Annotated in this window: 12 protein-coding genes and 1 tRNA gene; 8 read left to right on the top strand and 5 right to left on the bottom strand. The window is 43.7% G+C overall.

The genetic code is table 11. The features are described from left to right. Window positions 1-4: 4 nt before the first annotated feature. The 4 genes from ECHVI_RS02700 to ECHVI_RS02685 all read right to left on the bottom strand — a co-directional run bounded on the left by ECHVI_RS02700 (window position 5) and on the right by ECHVI_RS02685 (window position 6,148). The gene (locus ECHVI_RS02700) at window positions 5-1,927 is read right to left on the bottom strand and encodes an HAD hydrolase-like protein (protein WP_015264403.1); all 1,923 of its coding nucleotides are present in this window, start codon (window positions 1,925-1,927) and stop codon (window positions 5-7) included. A gap of 498 nt (window positions 1,928-2,425) precedes the next feature. Continuing rightward, window positions 2,426-3,913, bottom strand: a complete 1,488-nt coding sequence (locus ECHVI_RS02695; protein WP_015264402.1) for a Do family serine endopeptidase — start codon at window positions 3,911-3,913, stop codon at window positions 2,426-2,428. Between the two features lie 208 nt (window positions 3,914-4,121). Beyond that, the gene (locus tag ECHVI_RS02690) at window positions 4,122-4,550 is read right to left on the bottom strand and encodes an Hsp20/alpha crystallin family protein (RefSeq protein WP_015264401.1); all 429 of its coding nucleotides are present in this window, start codon (window positions 4,548-4,550) and stop codon (window positions 4,122-4,124) included. A gap of 263 nt (window positions 4,551-4,813) precedes the next feature. Beyond that, on the bottom strand, window positions 4,814-6,148 hold the full coding sequence (locus ECHVI_RS02685; protein ID WP_015264400.1) for an alpha-L-fucosidase: 1,335 nt from the start codon (window positions 6,146-6,148) through the stop codon (window positions 4,814-4,816). Window positions 6,149-6,390: 242 nt separating this feature from the next. On the opposite strand from ECHVI_RS02685, the gene ECHVI_RS02680 reads away from it, so the two are divergent. After that, window positions 6,391-8,940, top strand: a complete 2,550-nt coding sequence (locus ECHVI_RS02680; protein WP_015264399.1) for a mechanosensitive ion channel family protein — start codon at window positions 6,391-6,393, stop codon at window positions 8,938-8,940. Between the two features lie 123 nt (window positions 8,941-9,063). After that, window positions 9,064-9,137, top strand: a tRNA-Asn gene (locus tag ECHVI_RS02675). 874 nt (window positions 9,138-10,011) lie between these two features. Here ECHVI_RS02675 and ECHVI_RS02670 read toward each other — a convergent pair. After that, on the bottom strand, window positions 10,012-10,506 hold the full coding sequence (locus ECHVI_RS02670) for a leucine-rich repeat domain-containing protein (RefSeq protein ID WP_015264398.1): 495 nt from the start codon (window positions 10,504-10,506) through the stop codon (window positions 10,012-10,014). A gap of 481 nt (window positions 10,507-10,987) precedes the next feature. Here ECHVI_RS02670 and ECHVI_RS02665 point away from each other — a divergent pair, with 481 nt between their 5' ends. The 6 genes from ECHVI_RS02665 to ECHVI_RS02640 all read left to right on the top strand — a co-directional run bounded on the left by ECHVI_RS02665 (window position 10,988) and on the right by ECHVI_RS02640 (window position 22,852). Then, window positions 10,988-12,799 carry an MSCRAMM family protein gene (locus tag ECHVI_RS02665; protein WP_015264395.1) on the top strand — a complete coding sequence of 604 codons (1,812 nt, stop codon included), beginning with the start codon at window positions 10,988-10,990 and terminating at the stop codon, window positions 12,797-12,799. Between the two features lie 31 nt (window positions 12,800-12,830). Further along, entirely contained in the window at window positions 12,831-14,261 is a 1,431-nt protein-coding gene (locus ECHVI_RS02660) for a glycoside hydrolase family 76 protein (RefSeq protein WP_245553417.1), read from the top strand. Window positions 14,262-14,316: 55 nt separating this feature from the next. Beyond that, window positions 14,317-17,544 (top strand): SusC/RagA family TonB-linked outer membrane protein, encoded by a 3,228-nt coding sequence (locus ECHVI_RS02655; protein ID WP_015264393.1) that lies wholly within the window; start codon window positions 14,317-14,319, stop codon window positions 17,542-17,544. A gap of 132 nt (window positions 17,545-17,676) precedes the next feature. After that, complete coding sequence (locus tag ECHVI_RS02650; RefSeq protein WP_041739327.1) at window positions 17,677-19,734, top strand: RagB/SusD family nutrient uptake outer membrane protein; 2,058 nt, start codon at window positions 17,677-17,679, stop codon at window positions 19,732-19,734. Window positions 19,735-19,764: 30 nt separating this feature from the next. After that, window positions 19,765-20,577 (top strand): DUF3823 domain-containing protein, encoded by an 813-nt coding sequence (locus tag ECHVI_RS02645; protein WP_015264391.1) that lies wholly within the window; start codon window positions 19,765-19,767, stop codon window positions 20,575-20,577. A gap of 73 nt (window positions 20,578-20,650) precedes the next feature. After that, window positions 20,651-22,852 (top strand): hypothetical protein, encoded by a 2,202-nt coding sequence (locus ECHVI_RS02640; protein WP_015264390.1) that lies wholly within the window; start codon window positions 20,651-20,653, stop codon window positions 22,850-22,852. The last annotated feature ends 61 nt before the right edge of the window (window positions 22,853-22,913 follow it).

Raw genomic sequence — 22,913 nt, 5'->3', positions numbered from 1 at the left:
TGTTTCAAAATATGATGAATTTACATGAAAGAATGATTTCTGCTAAGCCATCTTCCAGGTATAATTCTAGTGCTAGCAGTAGATTAAACCGTTTGATCTTCATCCATACGTTTTTTCGTAGGAAACTTTTGGTAACCAAATAGCGCATCCTGATTTCATTTTTGAAGACCAAGAATGGACTTATGTTTTTGCTAACGCTTTCATTTGAAGCATCAGGAAGCTGCTCCAGAAGCAAACTGGCGATTTCCAAGTATGTTTTTCTGTTGAAGTTCTTACTTCCATTATCGCTGAATATTGTAGTGTTGGTTAGTTTTCTGAGATCTACCAACTGGGTATTTTCGTTGTTTTCAATAAAATCATCCACCATTTGATTCATGATTTCGTACCGCTGTTCATGGCCAGGTGGAGGGGTTGGAGCATTGATCAGAATCAATTTTTTATATGCAGGAATTAAAGTTCTTATAGTGCATAGGTTTTGGTAGAATTCCTCTGGGGAGATTAACCCGATATGGGTGAAGTTGATCGAAAAATTCACCAATGCTTTTGTCCCGAGATGAGCGGCGCCTCTTTCCTTAAAATAATGAACGAGGGATGGGTGGTTAGCCGCTTCGGTGAGTACTCCTTCCCTTTTTCCCAATGCCAGTTTTATGTCGGAATCCTTGTGCCGATAGAGGTGTTGATGGTAATCTGTTTCCAGTGCCATAACGATATATTCAGCATTGGTTTCCAGGGCAGAAGTATCATAGTAGTGTTTATCAAAAAATGGAATATCCTTAACGGCTAAGATGCGTTTTTTTTGTGCTGTAGTTAACCGAATGGCATCTATTAAAGTGTTTGTATGCGTTGGGTAAGACGGGATGTTTTCAGTGACATAATTCGTCTCCTGCATAATGTCAAAACCCGAGTTTTGGAGGTAGAATAAGGTTTGTTTGTAATCGCATGGCCCTCTAAATAACAATGGCAACTCTTTTTTTGCAGGAGTCTGAGCCGCCGACGGCATGCTTGGGTCTGACACATTGCGTTCATCGATCCAGTCGGGGGTTGATCGGTCCAGTTCTTCGGCGACGTCTGGCACCACTTTTAAGTCTGGAAATCCCAGTTTGGCGTAAATGAATTGGGGTATTCCGAGGTTTAAGATGCGGCAAGAAAAAACGAAATGGTCAAGGCTGTTTTTGATACTGTCCAAGCTGTAAAAGCCAATGATGCCATAGTCTCCAAAGTTATCCTTGACTTTCACCAAGGCGGACTTGTGCATAGGGCTGTTGATTAAGGCCTGTACTTCATCAAGGTCAAGGCGGATTTTGGTAAAGTTAAGCTGATTTGTTCTCTGGAGCAGTTCGTGTATCCTGTCTTTGTGGGATTCTAGCTTATGTATCAGTTCAATTTCGATCCCGGAAGATTTTAAGAAATCCAGATTGTCGTTAAAGCTCTTTTTGGCATCATGTTTTTTTTCCAGGATCTTGTATTGTTTTAGCCGGGAAAGATTGCTGTCAACTTTGCCTGCAAGGGCTTCATTGGCGAGCATCTGTGGGATAAAGTCCGGAAAATGAGCCTTTATTTTGGGATTGTAAAACCTGGCTTCTTCCAAGTTGGAGTGATTGTCATCCAGAAAAAGGACGTTTGGGCTTCTTAGCTGACAATTTTCAATGATATTCCTGATCAAAATGCCTTTTGGACTCCAGTCGATCGCAGGGAAGACGAAGTAGTCCCAAATACCGAGTTCTTGAAGCTTTTCTTTTGCAGTTTCAAAATTATTCTTAGAGACAATGCTGTTAATGATGCCTCTTTCTGACAATTGTTTAACGAGTTCAATGTTTTCTGGGATGGGAATGACACCTTCCTCACTCAGCGTTCCGTGCCAAAATGTTTCATCCAGATCCCAGATGACAAGCTTGATGCTTTCCACCCGTGGAAGTAGTGTTTCCATAGTAAGAGAGAGTAATAGTTTCTTTAATCTTTTCCGGTAATTAATTGCCGCATTAGCAGGTTTTAATCTAGGTAAAACTTACCATAGCTAGACAAGTGAACCTTTTGGGTTTTCATTACCACAAATAATATCGTTTATATCTATAAAAAAGCAAAATAAATACATAAAAATGTTTTAAACATTAATTTTCATGCGTTTTGTAAAAATGAATACTTTGTTGATAAACGGTTAGTGAAGAGTGTCTTCCTTTAAATGAACTGAATGGATTTGGGTATTTTATTAGTGATTCAATAAAATGTATTTTTTGGCCTGATAGATGATAGTGGTGAGGTTTTGAGAAGTTTATGCAGGATTTTAGCGGTGGGGCTTTTTTTGTTGGGTGATAAGACTTTTATAAATAAATCCAGAAATAGGTTCTTTCTGATAGGGTATAAAGTAAAAAACCATCCGCCTTTAGCGGATGGTTTTAACACATACATAAACCAACTAAACACTATACTAATTGTCAAGTTTGATTTCGAAGTATGATTTTTGGCCGTTTGGATAGAAGCCTAAAATCATTACTTCTTCACCTTTATTTCGTTGGAGCTTGTTTTTGAGGTCGTCTGCTCCGCTTACACGGTCTCTTCCCACATGGGTGATCACAAAACCTTCCCTGGCACCTGCCTCTTCCCATTTGTCGTTATCTATCTCATTTATGACAGCTCCGCCCTCGATTTCGAGGTGTTCTTGGAGGGAAACCTCCAAGTCCTTAAAGGTTACGGATTCAAATTCAGTTGCTTTCAGCTCTGCTTTTTTGACTACTTTGGTAGTGCCGGAAATGTTTTTCAAGGTGGCGGTAGTTTCTTGTGCTTTACCGTCTCGAAGGTACTTCAGCGCTACACGGTCTCCAGGTCGTTTTCGTGCTACCATTTCTTGTAACTTGGACACATTGGTGGTTTCGACACCGTCTACTTCGATGATGATATCACCTTTTTGTAGCCCGGCTTCTTCCGCTCCTGAATCTTCATTTACTTGGTCCACATATACACCTTGGTTTGCCTTGGTGTCTAGGTCAAGATATTGTTTGGCTACACTGACGTCTTGGATCTGGATGCCCAGCAGTCCTCGCTGAACGGTGCCGTATTTCAAAAGATCATCCATGACCTTTTTGACAATGGCGCTCGGTACTGCGAAAGCATAACCGCTAAAAGCACCGGTTTGGCTGGCGATGGCCGTATTGATCCCGACAAGTTCTCCCGCCAGGTTAACAAGTGCTCCACCTGAGTTTCCTCTGTTTACCACGGCGTCGGTCTGTAGGAATGATTCGATCTGCAGGTTATTGTTTTCGTTCCTCAGGATGCCGATGTTTCGTGCTTTAGCGCTGATGATACCGGCAGTGACAGTGGAGGTAAGGTCAAATGGATTTCCTACTGCCAATACCCATTCCCCTACTTTTGTTTTGTCTGAATCACCGAATGGTACGAACGGGAGGTCTGAAGCGTCGATCTTTAACAGTGCCAGATCGGTAGTAGGGTCTGTTCCGATTACTTTAGCATCGTAATTGGTGTTGTCATAAAGGGTGATTTGTATTTCCTTGGCATCGTCTATCACGTGATTGTTGGTGACGATGTAGCCATCATCGGATATGATCACTCCAGAGCCTGAGCTCATGCCTTCCCTAGGGGGTTGTTGGCCGCCATCAGGATATCTAAACTCAAAAAACTCTTCCAGTGGATTTCCGCTTCTTCCACGTCGCTGCATGGTGACTTTACTTTTGATGTGGACCACTGCAGGCAATACCTGGTCGGCAGAAGCGACAAAGTTAATGCCATCAGGTACATTGAACTTGTCGTCTTTTAGCCAGTTTACAAAACTGGTATTTTGCTTTTGTTCGAAAGTAGTTACTTTTTCTGATGGAGATAAAAGACCTACTCCTGCCACTGCGATCAATCCTCCTATGATGGAAGCCAGGATGATGCTGAGAAAGAATTGCTTTCTATTCATGTTTTTCTCCTTTTTAGTTTGGTTACTGTAACAAATACACGATTAAGCATAGGGTTTGTTCCCAAATATCGCGTAAAGATCATTATAAAATACCTTATTTAACACCTTTTAACAAAGGAAATTGCAATTTTAGCGAATGGCTGATGGGAGGGGAAAGCCTCTCTTATATTAAACTCAAAAAAAATAAGTGGGTTTCCCCACTTATCAATTATTTTACTTCAATGGATGATTTTAGCACCTTTTTCTCACTCTTAGGTAGCGTTACCTTCAAAATGCCATCTTCATATTTCGCTTCGATTTTGTCTGGAGAGACATCCTCTGGAAGGAAGAATGATCGGCTGAAGGATCCGTATTGCGTTTGGATGGTGTGATAGTTTTTGCCCTCTTGGGTTTCTTTGCTTTTTCGTTCACCAGAGATGGTCAATTTACCATCTACCAAGTCAATGTTGAAATCTTCTTTTTTAACGCCTGGGACAGAAAGTTCTACTTCATAACCCTTGTCATCTTCAGAAATGTCCACCGAAGGGATGAATTTCTGCGTATTGGTGTTGATGGAGTCGTTAAAGAACTTGTCCAATAGACCGCCAAAGGTAGAAGGATAATTTGGCTCTAAGTGATTATATCTTACAAGTTTCATAGTAGTATGATTTTTTAGTTTTTGAATTGTTTTATTTGATTCTGTTCATACTACAGTGAATTTTGTACCAATCGGATTTTTAACCATTTTACCTGACTTTTTGGCTGTTATTTTGTTTTTTCGCTGTGTTTTACTGTCAAAATGGCTTTGTTTGATGGAAAAATGGTCAGATAATGGGTTGGGTAAAGCCACAAAAAAAGAGTTTGCCCGATAGAGGGGCAATCTCTTTTGTGTCAATGGATGTAGAAGAAGGCTTATGGATGTTAGTTGCTTTCGATTACCTGGCCTTTTTCTCTGTAGAGGTCGACTTCTCCGTCCAGCAGTACGGCAATCACCGTAATGTCTTTGTCGTAAACACTTTCAGGAATATCGATGTATTTTAGGCCTGGAACAGCGCTCCAGTATTGCTTGCCCACTTCCCTGTGCTCGAGTTTGGTTCCGTTGCCTACTACCCAAATTCGGTTGATCTTGTTTTTTAGTCCCTTGATGACCAGAGATTCGTTTACCTTGTAATCCAGGTAGATATAAAGGGTTTTTCGGTCTTTGGACAAGGTGGTGGGAGCGTAAACGTGGCCCTCTGGAATTCCTGCTTGGGTGTCATAGATGGCTGCGGCGTGTTTGTCAGTCCATCTTCCGAAGGCTTCTAGGATATTGACCGCTTCACTCGGGATGGTTCCGTCAGGCTTGGGGCCGATGTCCAGCAGCAGATTGCCGCCCATGTGGAGGCAGTCGACAAATATCCTTAAAAGCTCATTAGGGCTTTTGTAATTGTGGTCGTTGTGCTGGAAGCCCCAGCTGTTGTTCATGGTGAGGCAGAGTTCCCAGTAGTTGCTGCTAGGGCGGGTGACTGGGACGCCTTGTTCAGGAGTGGCGTAATCACCGAGATCTCCTCCGATGCGGGAGTTGACGATGACGTTCGGGTTCCATTCGAGCAATTGGTCTTTAAGTTCTTGGCTTCTCCATTCTTCGGCTTTGTGTTCCCAATCACCATCAAACCAGTAAAGGTCGGGGTTAAAATTCAAGGAAAGCTCTTCCAATTGCTGGAAGTTAAAATCAACAAACTTTTGGAACCGCTCAGAATCATTTTTGTAGCGGTATTTCGTGCGGGTTTTTCGGTCATAATCTGGATGAGACCAATCCAAGACCGAATAATAGAGGCCTTTTTTGAGGCCTTCTTTTTCAAGGGCTTCCATGAAAGGTTGGATGAGGTCTCTTTTGGCGGGAGTCTTTTTGACGACCGTCAGATCGCTTGCCTTGCTGTCCCAAAGGGCAACTCCATCATGGTGTTTGGCGGTGATGACGGCATATTTTGCACCTGCGGATTTAATGAGCTTGGCCCATTTTTCAGGGTCATATTTGGCGGCAGTGAAACCATCGAGCTGTTTCATATAGTCATCATACGAAATGTAATCGTTAAAAAACGACCATGATTCATCGATGCCGTTTACGGAATAGATGCCCCAATGGATGAAAATCCCTAGTTTGGCATCTTTGAACCATTGCATTTTTTGGTCTTCTGGCGTTGATTGAGCCAGGAGTTTGCAGGTGGTCAGGCTGCATAGAAAAAGTGTGAATAGCAGTTTGCTCCAGTTTTTCATATCTTATTTGGTCTTGATTAGCGCGGATTGCCTAATGCATCCGTTCAAATTTAATGATATATGAAATATTAATCTAATGGCTGTTAAGTTTATTGAAATTTTAAGTTAATAAAATTTGCTAAAGGAAATTTTGCAGGATAGGATGGCAAGAATTCGTTAAAAGTGGGCAACTTTGCTTATAGGGGATAATTTTGCACTCGAAATTTCTTGTTACTTTTAGTTAAAATTACCTTGTCGATTTTATGAAACCATTTCTTTGTTTTCGCGTGTTTTTGATGTCTTTTTTAGCTTTAGGGCTGGTGTTCGAGGGACAGGCTTTCCAGACGGCAACAGAAATACTCACTAAAGGGGACTCATTGCTTAATTTGACCGAAGATTCGGTGGCCACTGCTGATAATGATACTGTCAAGGAGGAACGGAGCCTTAATTCGGTCATCCATACCATGGAGAAGTATATCGTAGCTACTAACCACATCAATAAAATACTGGGAAGGGTCATCGATACCACGGAAATTAGTACCCATCTACCAGGGGTGGAGGAGAATATCAATAAAGTCCGCGAGCGACTCGAGGTGAAAGACCGGGATATCAATTTACGTTATCTCAATGCACTAAGTAACTTCACCAATTATCAGGATAGGATTCTACAAAGATGGAAGGAAGATTTTGATAGTAGAAATGCCGAGGTGCTGAATGCGTACGACTCCCTCCGTGCCATTAAGAAGGATAAGGTACTGTTAGTAGAAATTGATGATCCAAAAATCCTTCCCGCCTTTCAGAGTCAACTTGAGGAGCTAAAAGGACGCATTAAAACAGGTGACAGCCTATACGTTGAGCGTCAGCTAAATTTAGCAAATTATCAAAGCCGTCTTTCAGGGGCACTGATTTCCCTACGGGATTTTGAAGAAGAGATTAGGGAGCGAGAACGAGTGCTGGAAAGGGCACTTTTTAATAAGGAAATTAACTATATATGGAAGCCTAGTTCGTATCGAAATACCAAGGAGATATCTAGGGTGATTAGGCATTCAGTGATCATCAATAGTATTATCTTTAATGGATATCTTGAGGCGAGTCGTCCCGTGATGCTGTGGATAGCTGTCATGGTGTTGGGTTTTTTCATTTGGTTCAGGTACCTGTTACGGCATATACGGTCAGAGAAGGAATTTGCTGATATCATCCTCCAGCGAACCAAGTTTGTTCCGCGAAATCCATTGTTGTCGGCAATGATCATCGTTTTGCCCTTGGCGACATTCTTTTTTAGGTCTCCACCTGTGGTGCTGATTATGGTAGTCTTATGGTTGCTGATGCTGGTGACTACTGTGCTGATTAAGCCTCATGTGAAGAAGAAGGTTTATGTGTATTGGTGGGTATTTCTGGTTATTTTCATCATTTACAGTGTAAGCAATTTATATATCGAGACGGCTTATGAGGAGCGTTGGGCACTGCTTGTACTCAGCTTGTTAGGGATAGGGCTTAGCTATAATATCATAGGTGCGGTCAAAAAGTCCAATATCACCTATCCCAAGTATATGATTTTGTTGATTCAATTGTTTTTGCTTATTCAGGGGCTTTCCGTAGTGTCCAATATTTTGGGGAGGTATAGCTTGGCGAAGATATTAGGGGTAGCAGCTACGACCAGCTTGATGCAAGCAGTGGGGCTTTATGTTTTTGTTCTGGTGATCATGGAGGCGATTTACCTACAAATCGAAATGAGCAAAAAGAGTTCTACAGAATATACAGCCTATTTTGATTTTCAGGATATTACCAGCAAAGTCCGAAATATTTTTGTGTTTTTGGCTACGGCAATATGGCTTTACTACCTGACTACCAACTTGACTATTTATGATTATTTATACGAAAATATCTCGGCTATTTTGGCCAAAGAAAGGAAAATAGGGGAAAGTGCCTTTACGTTTGGCAGTATATTGACGTTTGTGATCATCATCTGGATTGCAGGGATTATATCTAAGTATATTTCCTATTTTGCCGAAGCGAAAGACCAAAAAATGGCGGCTAACCGTAAACAGCGCCTTGGGTCTTCGATATTGCTGATAAAACTCGGAGTTTTTACGATAGGGTTTTTGCTGGCCATTGCGGCAGCAGGGATTCCATTGGATAATGTAGCTATAGTACTGGGGGCACTATCCGTGGGGATCGGTTTCGGCTTGCAGACAATTATCAACAATCTGGTGTCTGGAATTATCCTTGCCTTTGAGCGGCCTGTGCAAATCGGAGATGTCATTGAGGTAGGAGGAAGAAGTGGCGTGGTGAAGGAAGTAGGGATTCGGGCCAGTAAGATCTTAGGGTATGATGGCTCCGAACTCATCATGCCCAACGGGGACCTTCTCTCCCAGCAGCTGATCAACTGGACATTGTCCAACAAACGGCGGCGTGTGGAATTGTTCATTGGCGTGGCCTATGGCTCTGATTCCGAGCAGGTGGAAGGGGTGCTCAAAGGAGTGCTCGAACGGGAGGGGATTCTTAAAGTCCCAGGGCCAAGTGTTTTTTTACAGAATTTTGCAGATAGTGCGGTGGAGTATCGCTTACTCTTTTGGGTGGCCGATATCGATACCTGGGTGGACATGAGGAATGATGTGATGAAAGATATATACAAGCGCTTCACGGAGGAAGGAATCGAGATTCCATTCCCGCAGCGTGACCTTTATATTAAATCCATGCCTGAGGCTAAATCTCGTGTTCGGAGCAAACCAACGTCAGGTTCAGAAAAAGGTGATTCATCCACTAAAGGTGATGAAAAAGCTCCTCCTAGTGAAGAAACGGGTGAAAAATAAGCTGCTGAAATCGAGGTAGAAATAAATTTTGTTGTACTTTTTTTGATTCGGTGTTTGGAAAAAAACAAACAACCTGCTATGTTTGCATCACGTTAAACGAATGGGTTAACAAAACAACAAAATTCCTCCTTAGCTCAGTTGGTTAGAGCATCTGACTGTTAATCAGAGGGTCCTTGGTTCGAGCCCAAGAGGAGGAGCTGAAAATCAACCACTTACGATCAAAAATTGTAAGTGGTTTTTTTATTTGCATACGATTTGAACACAAAAAGGGGCCGTAAAATATTTTTAAATTTTGTTGAATCCTCTGTCCCGAAAAAGTCGATTCTCATGAATTCTCACTCCTCTTATTTTGGGATTGCTCCATTTTGAAGTAATCCAGTCCAGGATTTCATGGATCAAGCAATATTTCTGGGGGAGGATTTTTGATATGGTCTTATAAAAGAAAATTTCATACCGCTAAAACGATGCTTTTCCTCCATCCGCTAGAATGGGTTTTAGCGGGAAGTTGTGGAGAATAGGGCGGTCTATGCGGCTAAAACGGAAGACGTTGAATGGGTTGATTTACCATGGGCTTCACCCATGGCTATGAATGTGCCGCCCCTTTGGGGCTAACTGTCGAGTTTACATCATACACTATACCACGGATTTGCAACGCCTTATGCATCCTATCTGTGTTTATCAACGTTCAACCGTGGCCAAATAGCAACCAAAGGTGGCGAAGAACATATTTACCCATCGAAATAGGCTACCCCACATCTTTCCTGCTTGACCCTATTTCTGAAGGCAGCCTACTTAAAAGAATGGCATTTTATTTATGGACTAGATGAATTCAAGCTTTGCAGAGAAGCCTCTTGATAGCCAAAGGCATGTGCATAAATTATGTTAAGCCGCGGATAAAAGAGATGAACACGAATTTACAATGCCTAAGCATCCTATCTGTGTTTATCGGCGTTCATCCGTGGCCAAATAGCAACCAAAGGTGGCGTAGAACATATTTACCCGTCTAAATGGACTAGCTCCAACATATTGACCTGTTCCGATTCAAGCATAAAGTTCTCTCATTTCTTTTGGCTACTCCCTTTCTATTCCAGGAATATGACACTTATAATTGATTATCAGGTCACACTCGGGGTGTCTTGCGTTGAAAGATGCGATAGCCTCCTTGTTGATTATATCAGGTGTGATCAGCAGTGTTTTTAAGTGTGTCAGGCTAGATAACTGAGCCGCTCCTTCGCAGCTTATCTGAGTACCTCCCAAATGGAGTAGACGTAAGGTTTTTAAACGATTCAAGTCTGGGATTGCCGCATCACTCAGTGCCACGTCCTTTAATCTCAGTTCTTCTATGTGCGCTATTTGTGAGATGTGTTTGATGCCATCATCATCAATAAGGCAATGATCAAGATCTAACCGATTAACGGTTTTGATACGTCCACACAAAAAAGCTAAGCCCTCATTGTCTAAATCAGTTTCCCTTAAGTTTAAATGGTCATGATGTTCGGGATAATTCTCCAGCCTCATGTTAAACATAATTTTCCAAAATCTTCGCTCTTTTTTAGAAACAGCCATGTGATTATTTCAGTACTTTGATTTTTAAGAAACTGAAAGTTTACGAAAATTCTATAAAAAGGGAACATTGGGTGAAATATTTTAAAAAAATAAATGCTAGTCTTGAGCTTTGATGATAGAAAGTTTTTATTCTTTGGTCCCAGCACGGGATTCGGAGATACATATCACCTTGTAGACTTAATTGTACAGAAAAAGGTCTAAGGTGATTGCTTTTAAGGGTTTTCCTACTATCAATATCAGCGCAAATCTTCATAGCCTGCGTCATCTGATTACTATCCGTACCAACCCCAATCCCTAACTTTCCTATTGATGATATTATTGTTGGATTAACAAATTTCTCTTGGTTATTAACCCCATTTTAACCCGAAAATTAACCACTCTATATTTATTTTTCGCCTTTATCGGATTGCTGAATCGATTATGCATTTAGATCGATAAAAAAAATAAGTTAATTAAATAATAACCCTTAAAATTTAACCAAATGAGTAAAAAACTACGAGCGATTATTTACATCGCCTTGCTAAGTACGGTTTTGCTATCGGTGACCTCCTGTGTCGATGAGGATGAGCCCATGGCAGAACCTAGGGGAACCATCACAGGTACCGTTACGGATGCCGATGGCGAGCCAATTGCAGATGTAAACGTTACCCTAGCCGGAGTAGGGGAAGATGAAATTTCCGTCACCACTGCAAGTGACGGGAAGTATTTTTTTGAGGATGTCACGTTAAAGACACGTGCAGTAAAGTTTTCCAAGTCGGGATGGCTTACGGTCAGCCATACCATAAATCTTGATAAGTTCAATGATGATAACATCGCTACGGCGGATGTATCGTTGGTGTTTGCTTCAGCTAAGATTACCGGAACTATCAAGGACGGGAAAAACGGAGACGAACCACTTGAAGGAGTGACCATCAGTGTGGGGGTGGCCGGAACAACTACTACCGGTAGTGACGGTGTCTATACACTAGAAAACCTGATCGTAGATGAGTACACCATTACGTTCAGCAAAGCAAATTATGAATCCATTACCAAAACCGTTAGTCCGGAAGATTTTTTAGATGGAGAGGCGGGCATTGACATTACGATGGGCAGTAGTGAAATTCTCCGTGGACTTACCTATGCAGATCTCCTGACAGCTGAAAAATGGTATTACAATGAATACCGAGGTGGTCGTAATGCGGATGCCTATCCTCGATGGGACTGGGCTTGTAATTACATGTCGGTGTTGGATTTCCGTGGTGCCTGGCAAGAACAAAATGAAGGTACTACCCTCCAAATCAGAAATAATGAAGACGAGCGTAGTAATCCAGCAGATTTGAATGTGTTTGATTCTTATGTCTATGGTAGTAAGAGGATTACAGAGGATAATAAGATTTTGTCACTTAGGGTCAGCACCCACAATGCAGATGAAGCTAATCCGGCCTACTTTGGCGTACAGGTAGTGGATTTGTCGGCAGCCGAGCCTACTGCAATGAAGATTGGAGAAAACAGGACATATGCTTCTGGAAGCTATGGAGATGTAGCGTTTGATCTTAGTGACTATATAGGTAAGGAAGTAGTCATAGCGGTCGGTTTATATAGGCAATCCACAGGGGATTATTGGAAGCAACTCGTACTGCGGGCCATTCGTTTTGCCGACCGAAAAGTTGAGAATTGGGACTGGTTACCAGGCAACGAGGTGATCGAGGGCTGGAACCTGACTCAAGAAACCATACGCTCCACTATGCCACATACCAAACTGTCCTTTACAGGCATCAGCCCAATAGGTGGTAACCGTGATAATTACGTAGATGCATACCGCGCATGGCGGGAGGTGGATCATGTTGCTGCAAATTGGTTCTTTGTTCCATTGAAAAAAGATCCGGAAGTGTTCCCTTCAGAAGGCTACCTGATCAAAACCCGCAATACACCTGAAGAAAGTTCTACGGTGCCGGAAGCCTATTTATACTCAAAGTTTTCCATTGATGCTGGAAACAACCAGCTGACACTAAGTACACGCAATTTTGGTGATAATTTCACCTATTTCAAGCTTACCGCCATTGAAGACAACGGTACGGTTACCCATTTGGAACCTCAGTCCAATACAGCAGACGAAGCTAGTGCCGCAGCGGATGGCTGCTGGAAATTTAAGCATGGAGATGGAGGGGCCGGAAATCCTGAAGGTTACGCCGCTTTTTCATATGACTTGTCCCAATTTAATGGCAAAGATGTCACCTTGGCTCTAGGGGTATATAATGCTGAAGGCAATACAGGCGAAAATAAACTGGTAATCCACCGCATAGATCTTAACTAATTCAATAAACCTAAACATGATACAAAACCGAATGATGATCACAATTATGAGTTTCGTTATGCTACTATTCGTGGCATGTAGTGAAAGTTCATCTGACCCAGAACCAAATAGCCCTCCCGAGGAGGTTAGCCTTGCGGAACAGAATATCCTCAGGGCAATGGAATTGACCGATAACGCTGTGTCTGCCCATTTTACAGGGACAGGCATGGCCATGGCTAGGTATTATAATCCTTTTACGGGGGTCCGTTCTGATGAAACCGGTAGCGTGTGGATGTACACGGCAGCCATAGAAGCCGTTAATGCTGTCTTGCACGGACTCCAGGCTCATAAAGAACATGGAAATGCGGCACTCTATGACGAGCATTTTGAAAAGTACGCTGAGCTGTTGGGACAACTGTACGAAAACGCAGACTATTACTTGGGAACTTTTGAACTGGTATCCTATACCCAAACCAAAGAATGGTCAGTATATGGTGTAAACCGGGGCAATGCTAAGGGAACAGCCAATGTCGCCGGAATAGAGAATGTGTATGATGACCAGATGTGGCTTGTTCGGGAATTATTGGAATCCTACAAGATCACCGGGGAAGCTGCCTATTTGGAAAAAGCAGAATACCTGACAGCCTATGTTTTGGATGGATGGGACAGTACTCGAAATCCTGATGGAACTGAACGAGGCGGTATCACTTGGGGGCCAGGCTATGTGACCAAGCATGCATGCAGCAATGGTCCTATGGTAAGTCCACTGGTGTGGCTGCATGAAATCTATGAAGGTAAAAGTGATGAGATCACTTACCGGTACATCGATGCTGACGACAAGCAGACCAGGAAGACCATGCAGGTGAACAAAAGTGATTACTATGCAGATTTTGCGCAGAAAGTATACAATTGGCAAAAGGATCGTCTCCTGAGGTCTGATGGCGTCTATGATGATATGAGAGGTGGTTGTTCTCCTGGAAATCCACAAACGGAGACTGTCAACGGCACAGAGTACCGTAAGGGCATCACTTGCCAGGATCGGGTGGGGCCTGCCATTTCCTATAACTCCGGTACCATGCTGTCGGGAGCGGCAGACTTATACAGAACGACAAACGACGAAGTTTATCTTCAGGATGTTAAGGGGCTTTCTGACGATAGTTTCCAATATTTCGCAAAACCTGACCAATCCCATGAAGGGTATTACAGTTACGATATCAGCGGCTTTAATAACTGGTTCAATGGGGTATTGATGCGCGGCTATGTAGATGTTCACCCATTCTATGGAGCTGCCTCGGAGTACATCGGTACTTTCCAGCAAAACTTGGATTATGGCTACGATAATTTTCTCCATGAGGGATTTTTACCGACCAATTTACTGGTAGGCTGGAGCCTGACCGACAATAATAACAGGACAGAGGGGATGTTCAATTTCGCATTTGCAGCAGAATATGCCGTGTTGTCACGCTATGAGCTGACCAAGTGATAAAGATGGAAAGTATCTTTAACGACAATGATAAAAACAAAATAGCCTAAAATTTATGCAAAAGATATATAAGCAATTTTCCACAGGGCTGATGAAGTATTCCTTAATGGGAGCCGCTTTACTGTACTTTGGCAATGCTCCTGTTCATGCTTCAGTATTAGCTTCTGTTCATGCTCTTGTGGATGATCAGAAGGTACAGGAGGAAGATAAAACCGTTTCTGGAACGGTAGTAGCAGAAGACGGTACTCCTATGCCGGGAGTGAATGTATTGCTAAAGGGTACCTTATCAGGAACGACCACGGACCTTGATGGGAACTATACCTTGACTGTGCCTGATGATGATACAGTGTTGACATTTTCATTTATTGGATACGTTACCCAAAATGTCAAAGTGGGAACACGATCAGTGATCGAAGTAAAGATGATGCCGGATACCCAGCAATTGGGAGAGGTCGTCGTCGTGGGATATGGCATGCAGGAGAAAGTGACCATGACAGGCTCTGTGGCCAATATTAAAGGTGACGAAATGCTTCGAACCAAGAATGAAAACCCACAGAATATGCTTACCGGTAGGATAGCTGGGGTACGTGTCTGGCAAAAAAGTGCTGAACCGGGTACGTTTAATGCTTCATTTGATATTCGCGGGTTAGGGGCCCCGTTGATTGTGATCGATGGTATCCAACGAACCATGGCTGATTTTCAGCGTCTCAATCCGACAGATATCGACGAGGTGTCAGTGCTGAAGGATGCTTCGGCAGCCATATATGGTGCACGGGCCGCAAATGGCGTGGTGCTCGTCACCACCAAAAGAGGAAGTGACAGTGGAAAAGCTAAGGTTACCTATAATGGTTCTTATACCTTGCAGAGCCCATCTGGATTCCCCGCGCTTGCGGACCCCTACGAGACCATGACCCTTTACAACGAAATGGCCATGAACAATATCAATGGGGGAAACCTGATTTATCAGGATGATGATTTCGAAGCTTTCCGAACAGGACGCCGGCGCACGACGGATTGGAATGCCTTACTGGTCAGTGATTATGCTCCACAAAGCCAGCATGATATCAGTATCTCAGGAGGAACGGAGAAGACCCAGTACTATATCGCCGGAGGATACATGTATCAAGAGGGAATTTTCAAATCCGGTGATATGAATTACAACAAAATCAACCTTAGGTCTAATATCACTACGGAAATCACCAAGGGGTTGGACTTTAACCTGAACCTCAGCGGAGTCGCCGATCAGCGAAATTCACCGTATTCCAGTGCAGTGGATATCATTCGGAATTACTGGAGACAAGGGGTGCTCTTTCCTGCTTATGCAGATCCAGAAAATACCATGTTGAACTATGAAGGGCTGGACTTAGAGCAGAATACCATTGCCATGATGAGGGCTGATGTCTCCGGACATAGAAAATACAAGCAAAAGTACTTTCAGTCTTCAGCATCACTGGAATTTGATTTTGGTACGGTTTCCAGTGATCTGGAAGGATTGTCCGCAAAAGGACTCGTGAGTTTCGACTATCGTGGAGATGATAATGATATTTATCGGAGGGAATATTATCAGTACATGTATGATCCTGTAGAAGACTCCTATGTGTCAAAGCTCTATAATAATAGTTCCCCTAATCAGATAAGAAGAGAGTTATACAGCAGACAGCAGTTTTTGGGCCAGTTCCTGATCAATTATAAACGAACCTTCGATAAGGTTCATGCCGTTTCGGGACTTTTGGGCTTTGAAACCCAAAATCGGAAAGGAGATAACTTTTATGCCCAACGCGACCTGGCCTTTGCCATGGAATACCTCGTGGGTGGCATGAATGAAAACCAGCAAGGTGGCATGCAGGGCGGTTCCGGTGACCTGTATGAGATCTCTAACTCCGCCATGTTTGGTCGGGTTAATTATGCCTATGGTGAAAGGTACATTGCCGAAGTGCAGTTCCGCTATGATGGATCTTCCAAATTTGTCGAAACCAACCGTTGGGGCTGGTTCCCCTCTGGTTCGATAGGGTGGCGACTATCCGAGGAACCTTTCTTTAAATCCGTTTCAGCATTGTCTTTCGTGGACCAACTTAAATTCAGGGCCAGTTATGGAATGACAGCCGATGATGGTTCCCTTGCCTATGATTGGTATCCCGGATATATCTATCCTGCTACCAGTGGCAATGCCCAACAGGGATATTATAATCAGTATGCTCCTGGCTATATGCTAAACGGAGAGTTTGTGTACGGGGCATCTGTCGTAGTTCCAAATGAGAACATCACCTGGTGGACTGCTAAGACATTTAACGTAGGGGTGGATTTTGAAGCTTGGATGGGCAAATTCGGCTTTTCCCTTGATTATTTTGACCGTCGTAGAGAGGGCTTGTTTTCCACTAGATCGGGTGATGTGCCTTCTGTAGTGGGTACAGGCGCACCTAGGGAAAACACAAATAGTGACCGTCAGTTCGGAATAGACCTCGAACTGTCCCATCGAAATAAGATCGGTGAAGTATCCTATGGAGTGAAAGGAATTGCTACGATTACCCGTAGACAGCACTTGATTGCTGCTGAAAAAGGACCTTACGGAAATTCCTACGACCGTTGGCGAAATGATAACCTGACCAACCGCTATCAAGGTGTGCAGTTTGGCTATGTGTCAGCAGGACGATATACCGACTGGGAGGACATCTGGTCGTATGACATCTATAAGGATAGGGGAGTCTTGCCTGGTGATTACAAGTACGAGGATTGGAATGGCGATGGAGAGATCAATGGCCTAGACCAGCATCCCTTCGCCTATGACCAAACCCCTTGGTTAAATTATAGTTTGGCACTTGACGCTACGTATAAGGATTTTGATATGAGCGTCCTGCTGCAAGGTTCTGCATTGGGCTCTATGCAGTACCAAGAGCCATTGTACTCCATTTGGGGCAGTAATGGTGGGGGTGCTTTGGAGCAGTATCTGGATCGCTGGCATCCCGTGGATCCTTTGGCAGATCCTTACGATCCTGAAACAGAATGGATCAGTGGATATTACGGTTATACAGGAAATTATCCCTTTGGGAATTCTGAATTTAACCGGGTAAGTACAGATTACTTGCGGCTCAAAAGTATCGAGATTGGCTATACCCTAAGGCTAAGGAGGAGTGCTTCTACCAATATCCGATTCTATGCCAATGCCTATAACCTCTTGACATTTACAGGGGTGAAATTTGTGGACCCAGAGCATCCTGGGGATGCGCTGGGAAGATTGTATCCGTTGACTAAAACCTATACACTAGGAGTGACGGCATCATTTTAAAACAGCTAGATGAGATATTGGAACATTAAAATGAATTACATCATGAAATCGAGCATCACAAAGCATGTTAGACACAGCAATGATTATTTATCACGCGAGATTCCATATGGCCACAAGAATAATTATAATCATATGAAAATAAGAATCATATTAATACTGTTCAGCTTATTGTACATTTCTAGCTGTACAGACTTGGATGTGCCTCCTCCCAATGTCATCGGGGACGAGACACTCATGACCAGTGAATCCGGTATGGACGTGTACATCGCCGGAATGTACAGCAAGATGCCCTTTGAGGATTTTAAGTACATGGCTCAGTGGGGTGTAGAATACAACTCATGGCTGGGTTCTTTGGGGATTGAAGGAACAGGCGAAGCATTAAACCGAGACGGAATCTGTTCGGCTTATACGGGTGAAAGAACCCCATATTGGGGAATGGCGTTTGGTCTATTGAGAGAAGCCAATTACCTATTGGAAAAGTTACCAGAATATGCGGATGCCTTTCCAGAGGTAACCTATAACCATTATTTGGGTGAAGCCTATTTCGTCCGGGCCTTTGTGTTTTCGGCTATGGCAAAACGATTCGGCGGAGTGCCTTTGGTGACAGAGGTGTTACGTTATCCAGGTGATGGAGAATCATTGGAAATCCCACGTTCTTCGGAAGAAGAAACATGGGATCAGGTATTGGCAGATTATGACAGGGCCATCGAATTACTACAGCCGGCCAGTCCTAAGCCCGGTTATTCCAATAAATACGTAGCTCTTTCTTTTAAATCCCAGGACATGCTTTATGCAGGCTCTGTGGCAAAATACAATGAAACCGTACCGGGAAGACTTACCGGTACGGGGTTGAAAACAGGGGTCAGGGTTATCGGTTTTTCTGATGAAACCGCTCAAGCAGCATCTGTCAGGTATTTCAGTGAGGCTTATGCTGCCGCTAATGAGGTGATCAATAGTGGCCGTTATTCCCTATACAAAAGAAAATGGGCCGCAGATGATCCTGAGGCACAATACCAAAATATGGTGGACATGTTTAGTGATCCTACTAGCCCAGAGAATATCTATGTAAAAGAATATGATTTTCCTGTGGCGACCCATGGTTATGATGCTTACAGTGCACCTTTTATTTTCAAAGCTCCATTGGCATCAGGTACTTGTCCAACGTTGGATTTTATCGAGTTGTTTGAGGGCTTTGAACGGTATCCCGACGGAACGATCAAGGTGACCACCGGCTCCACCAATACGGAAGGAGATTACTTGATGTATGATTCACCTTTGGATTTCTTTAAAGATGCCGAACCACGTCTTCGTGCCTATGTCATTTTCCCTGGGGATGTTTTCAAAAATCAGGAAATCGAAATTCGGGCAGGAGTATACACAGGTTCTGAACCGGTGAAGCCATTGTTCAGCGATTATTCGTACGCTACAGCAGAAAGCCGCTATCAGCAATTGCCACTTTATACGCAGGCACCAAAAGAACTTTTCCTCAGTGCTAGGGAGGGCGGAAGTCAAGAACTGGTTACTTTTCAGGGGGAACAGATCACTGCAGCTGGTGCCAATGGTCCTTTTTATAACAATGGAGAAAGCTCCTTGACTGGATTATACGGTCGTAAGTGGCTGAATCCAGATCCTTCTTTTGAGGCAGGTGAAGGAAGGTCTGACCAACATTTCGTATTGATGAGGTATGCTGATGTGCTGCTAAATGCGGCGGAAGCGGCCGTGGAGTTGGGGCTTGCCGGGGAAGTATCTCCAGATGGATCGGATATGCTCCAAGTAGCCACTAATGGGATCAATGATATCCGTGAGCGTGCAGGAGCGAGTTTGCTTTCCGGGGTGCTTTCTTCAGATATTTCAAGCCGTAATATTGTCCGAAAAGAGCGCAGAAAGGAGCTTGCCTTGGAGCACAAGACCAAGTGGGACCTACGCCGATGGAGGGTTCAGCATTATGAGCAAAGGGACGGTTTCTGGGGTGAAACTCGCGATAAGGAGGACTTCAGCATGAATTCCCGCTATCGCTTTAGGGGAATCTATCCATTCCTGTCCACTGAGAGTGGCCAATATTTCTTTGACGCCCGTTTCCAGTGGGTGAGTTTGAAGACTTTCGAATACAATATCATCGACTACTATTTTGCGATTCCTGGTGGAGAGGTTTCCAAGAGTCCGGTAATCGATCAACAACCCAATAGATAAATTATTATCAATAACCTAGAATTTTAAACGATGAAAAAAATAGCATACCTAATCCTAGCTGGGCTGTTTTCACTTAGTTCTTGCAGCATGTTTGAGCTGGATAACTATGAACTGCCTGCAGAAACACTTCAGGGAGAAGTGGTGGATATAGAGACTGGAGAGCTAGTGCTAACTGATCAGGGAAGCGAAGGAATACGTGTCAGGCTGACCGAGTTGAGCTGGGGGGATAATGTCTCCCCAAATCCTGATTTCTTTTGCATGCCTGACGGGACATTCCAAAACACAAAGTTGTTTGCAGGGAATTATAATGTGCGCCTTGACGGGCCGTTTATTCCACTTATCCGTGAGGATGAGCGTGGGGTACCGCTTGCAGATGAAACACAGACTGTGGACATTAAGGGTGTAACCAATGTTACCTTTGAAGTACAGCCGTTTCTGAGAGTGGAATGGGTCAGTGAGCCAGAGGTGATCAACGGAAAGGTAAGGGCGCAGGTGCGCGTGACACGTGGAGTGTCTGAGGAAGAGTTTCGTGCTAAAATCGAACCCATGGGTGGATATAGTGCCAGTTTTCAGAATGTGACCGACATCCAGCTGTTTGTAAGCTACTCGTCTACAGTGGGCTACCGAGCCAGAGATGAACGTTGGTCTAGTCAATTGGAATTTTCGGGATCTTCCTTTAACTCCATGCTGGGTGAGACCATCACGATCGAATCAAATGGCACCATTCCCGAGGGCCGAATGGTCTTTGTCAGGGCTGCTGCCAGAATTAACTTTGATACCCCTAGGGGAAGCGGTACCAGACGATGGAACTATAACGAACCGCGCCAAGTGTTGATTTATTGAGTACATTGACTTTATTTATGGGGGCATGATTAGTGTCCCCATTTTTTAGCTTCACTTTAGAAACATTAAACCCATGCAAAAGACTGTTCTAATCTATGCGATACCTTTTCTACTCCTTTTGGCTTGTACCAAGCCTTCCCAAAGGGAGCACATTCAGGAAACACCAAAGGAAAAAACAGCATTTCAAACATCCAACCCTTGGAAGCCAGTGACGGATGTCCGTGCAGATGTGGCGATCGTTTACAGTGTGAAAGACCATCATGGAAAGGCTGATATGACGTTCGAGGAGCGTGTCCAGACTTGGCGGGATAAAGGATACACGACCCATTTTATGACTGGGATCGCTTGGGGCGAATATCAGGACTATTTTACAGGTGAATGGGACGGAGAGTGGCACTTGGATGAAGGGCAAGTCACCGAAAAGGGTGATACACTTTGGCATGGACATATGGTTCCGTACATTGTGCCAACTCAAAATTTTATCAAATATTTGAAGGAAAAGGTAATCAAACGGGTCATTGATGTAGGGATTGATGCCATTTACCTTGAAGAACCTGAGTTTTGGGCCAAGGCTGGTTATAGTGAGGCTTTCAAAAGAGAGTGGGAAGCTTATTACGGCTTTGACTGGAGGCCACAGCATGAATCTGCGGAAAATACCTATTTGGCCAATAAACTAAAATATCACTTGTATTACAGGGCAGTGGAGGAGTGTTTTTCCTTTGCAAAGGAATATGGCAAGAGCAAAGGTATGGAGGTGAGGTGTTACGTACCCACACATTCTTTAGTGAATTATTCCCAATGGATGATTGTCAGTCCTGAGGCTAGTCTCGCATCCTTGCCCAGTGTGGACGGTTATATTGCGCAGGTATGGACGGGCACCTCGCGAGAGCCCAATTATTATAATGGCTTGGCAAAGGAGCGTGTGTTCGAAACGGCTTTTCTGGAGTACGGCTCCATGGAGTCGATGACCGCTCCGACGGACAGGAAAATGTATTTTCTGACCGATCCGATAGAAGATTGGCCTAGGGACTGGGCTGATTATAAGAAAAATTACCAAGCCACTTTTGCGGCACAGTTGCTGTATCCCATGGTCGCAAACTATGAAGTGATGCCCTGGCCTGACCGGATCTATGAAGGACTTTACAGGACGAGTGCAGATAGTGAAGAGAAAGCGCTAATTCCACGTTTTTATTCCACTCAAATGCAGGTGATGGTCAATACACTGAATGATATGCCCCATTCAGACAATAAAGTGAGCGGGTCGCAAGGGATCGGGGTTTTGATGTCCAATTCCCTCATGTTTCAGTGTTTTCCTACTCATCAGGGGTATGATGATCCACAGTTGTCAAATTTTTATGGACAGACCATGCCACTGCTCAAGCGCGGTGTGCCAGTGAAGACCGTTCATATAGAAAATGTGTCCTTTAAGCGAACTTGGAAAGACCTGAAAATCCTTGTCATGTCCTATTCCAATATGAAGCCGATGAGTGAAGATGGCCATGGCCATATCGCCGAATGGGTCAAAAAGGGAGGCGTTTTGGTCTATTGTGGTAGGGATAAAGATGCATTTCAGGGGGTTCGGGAATGGTGGAACACAGATGGTAATACGTTCAACGCTCCCTCAGAGGATCTATTTTTGAAAATGGGACTAAAAGCACCTTTTGAAGCCGGGGAGTTTTCCTTTGGTAAGGGCAAAGTAGTCATCATGCGTACTGATCCGAAGGAATTTGTACTAGAAGAAAACAGCGATTTGGAGTTTGTGAACACCATCAAAACGCTTTATGGAGCAGCTCCCATCTCCGAAAAACTCATATTTAAAAACCACTTTTCCCTTTCAAGAGGGGCATACGAGATCATTTCTGTTGTCGATGAAAATGAAGACACTTCTCCTTATATCGTCAAGGGTAAATTCATTGACCTATTTGATCCAGAGATTCCTGTTTTGAAGGAAAAACGGGTGAAGCCTGGGGAGCAATCCTTCTTGTACAATATCGAAAGTGTCACGAATCCACAAGAGCCACAGGTTTTGGCCACCGCTGCCAGGGTTTATGATGAGGAAGTGACCAAAAACAGTTATTCATTCGTTGCCAAAAGCCCCCTGAACACCACCAATGTGATGAGGGTTCTTCTACCAGAAAAAGCGAATTCCATCGAGATTACGAGAGTAAATGGAGATGCGGTGATGGCAGAGAACTCTTGGGATGAAAGCAGCAAGACCTGTTTCCTGGGTTTTGAAAACAGCCCTGAAGGAGTCCACGTAAAGCTGAATTGGTGATTTAGGCTTTCATGTCACTAGCAACCTCCGTTCGATGAATGGAATTTGATCAATGGTGGGG

The organism is Echinicola vietnamensis DSM 17526, assembly GCF_000325705.1.
Classification (GTDB): Bacteria; Bacteroidota; Bacteroidia; order Cytophagales; family Cyclobacteriaceae; genus Echinicola; species Echinicola vietnamensis.
The sequence above is the reverse complement of the archived record's forward strand: the minus strand, read 5'-3'. Positions and strand labels throughout refer to the sequence as shown.

Excerpts from the sequence above, each read along its gene's own strand:
- ECHVI_RS02670 (WP_015264398.1), bottom strand. The coding sequence starts at position 10,506 with ATGGCTGTTTCTAAAAAAGAGCGAAGATTTTGGAAAATTATGTTTAAC.
- ECHVI_RS02690 (WP_015264401.1), bottom strand. The coding sequence starts at position 4,550 with ATGAAACTTGTAAGATATAATCACTTAGAGCCAAATTATCCTTCTACC.
- ECHVI_RS02645 (WP_015264391.1), top strand. The coding sequence starts at position 19,765 with ATGAAAAAAATAGCATACCTAATCCTAGCTGGGCTGTTTTCACTTAGT.
- ECHVI_RS02685 (WP_015264400.1), bottom strand. The coding sequence starts at position 6,148 with ATGAAAAACTGGAGCAAACTGCTATTCACACTTTTTCTATGCAGCCTG.
- ECHVI_RS02655 (WP_015264393.1), top strand. The coding sequence starts at position 14,317 with ATGCAAAAGATATATAAGCAATTTTCCACAGGGCTGATGAAGTATTCC.
- ECHVI_RS02665 (WP_015264395.1), top strand. The coding sequence starts at position 10,988 with ATGAGTAAAAAACTACGAGCGATTATTTACATCGCCTTGCTAAGTACG.
- ECHVI_RS02640 (WP_015264390.1), top strand. The coding sequence starts at position 20,651 with ATGCAAAAGACTGTTCTAATCTATGCGATACCTTTTCTACTCCTTTTG.
- ECHVI_RS02660 (WP_245553417.1), top strand. The coding sequence starts at position 12,831 with ATGATGATCACAATTATGAGTTTCGTTATGCTACTATTCGTGGCATGT.
- ECHVI_RS02695 (WP_015264402.1), bottom strand. The coding sequence starts at position 3,913 with ATGAATAGAAAGCAATTCTTTCTCAGCATCATCCTGGCTTCCATCATA.
- ECHVI_RS02650 (WP_041739327.1), top strand. The coding sequence starts at position 17,677 with ATGAAAATAAGAATCATATTAATACTGTTCAGCTTATTGTACATTTCT.
- ECHVI_RS02680 (WP_015264399.1), top strand. The coding sequence starts at position 6,391 with ATGAAACCATTTCTTTGTTTTCGCGTGTTTTTGATGTCTTTTTTAGCT.
- ECHVI_RS02700 (WP_015264403.1), bottom strand. The coding sequence starts at position 1,927 with ATGGAAACACTACTTCCACGGGTGGAAAGCATCAAGCTTGTCATCTGG.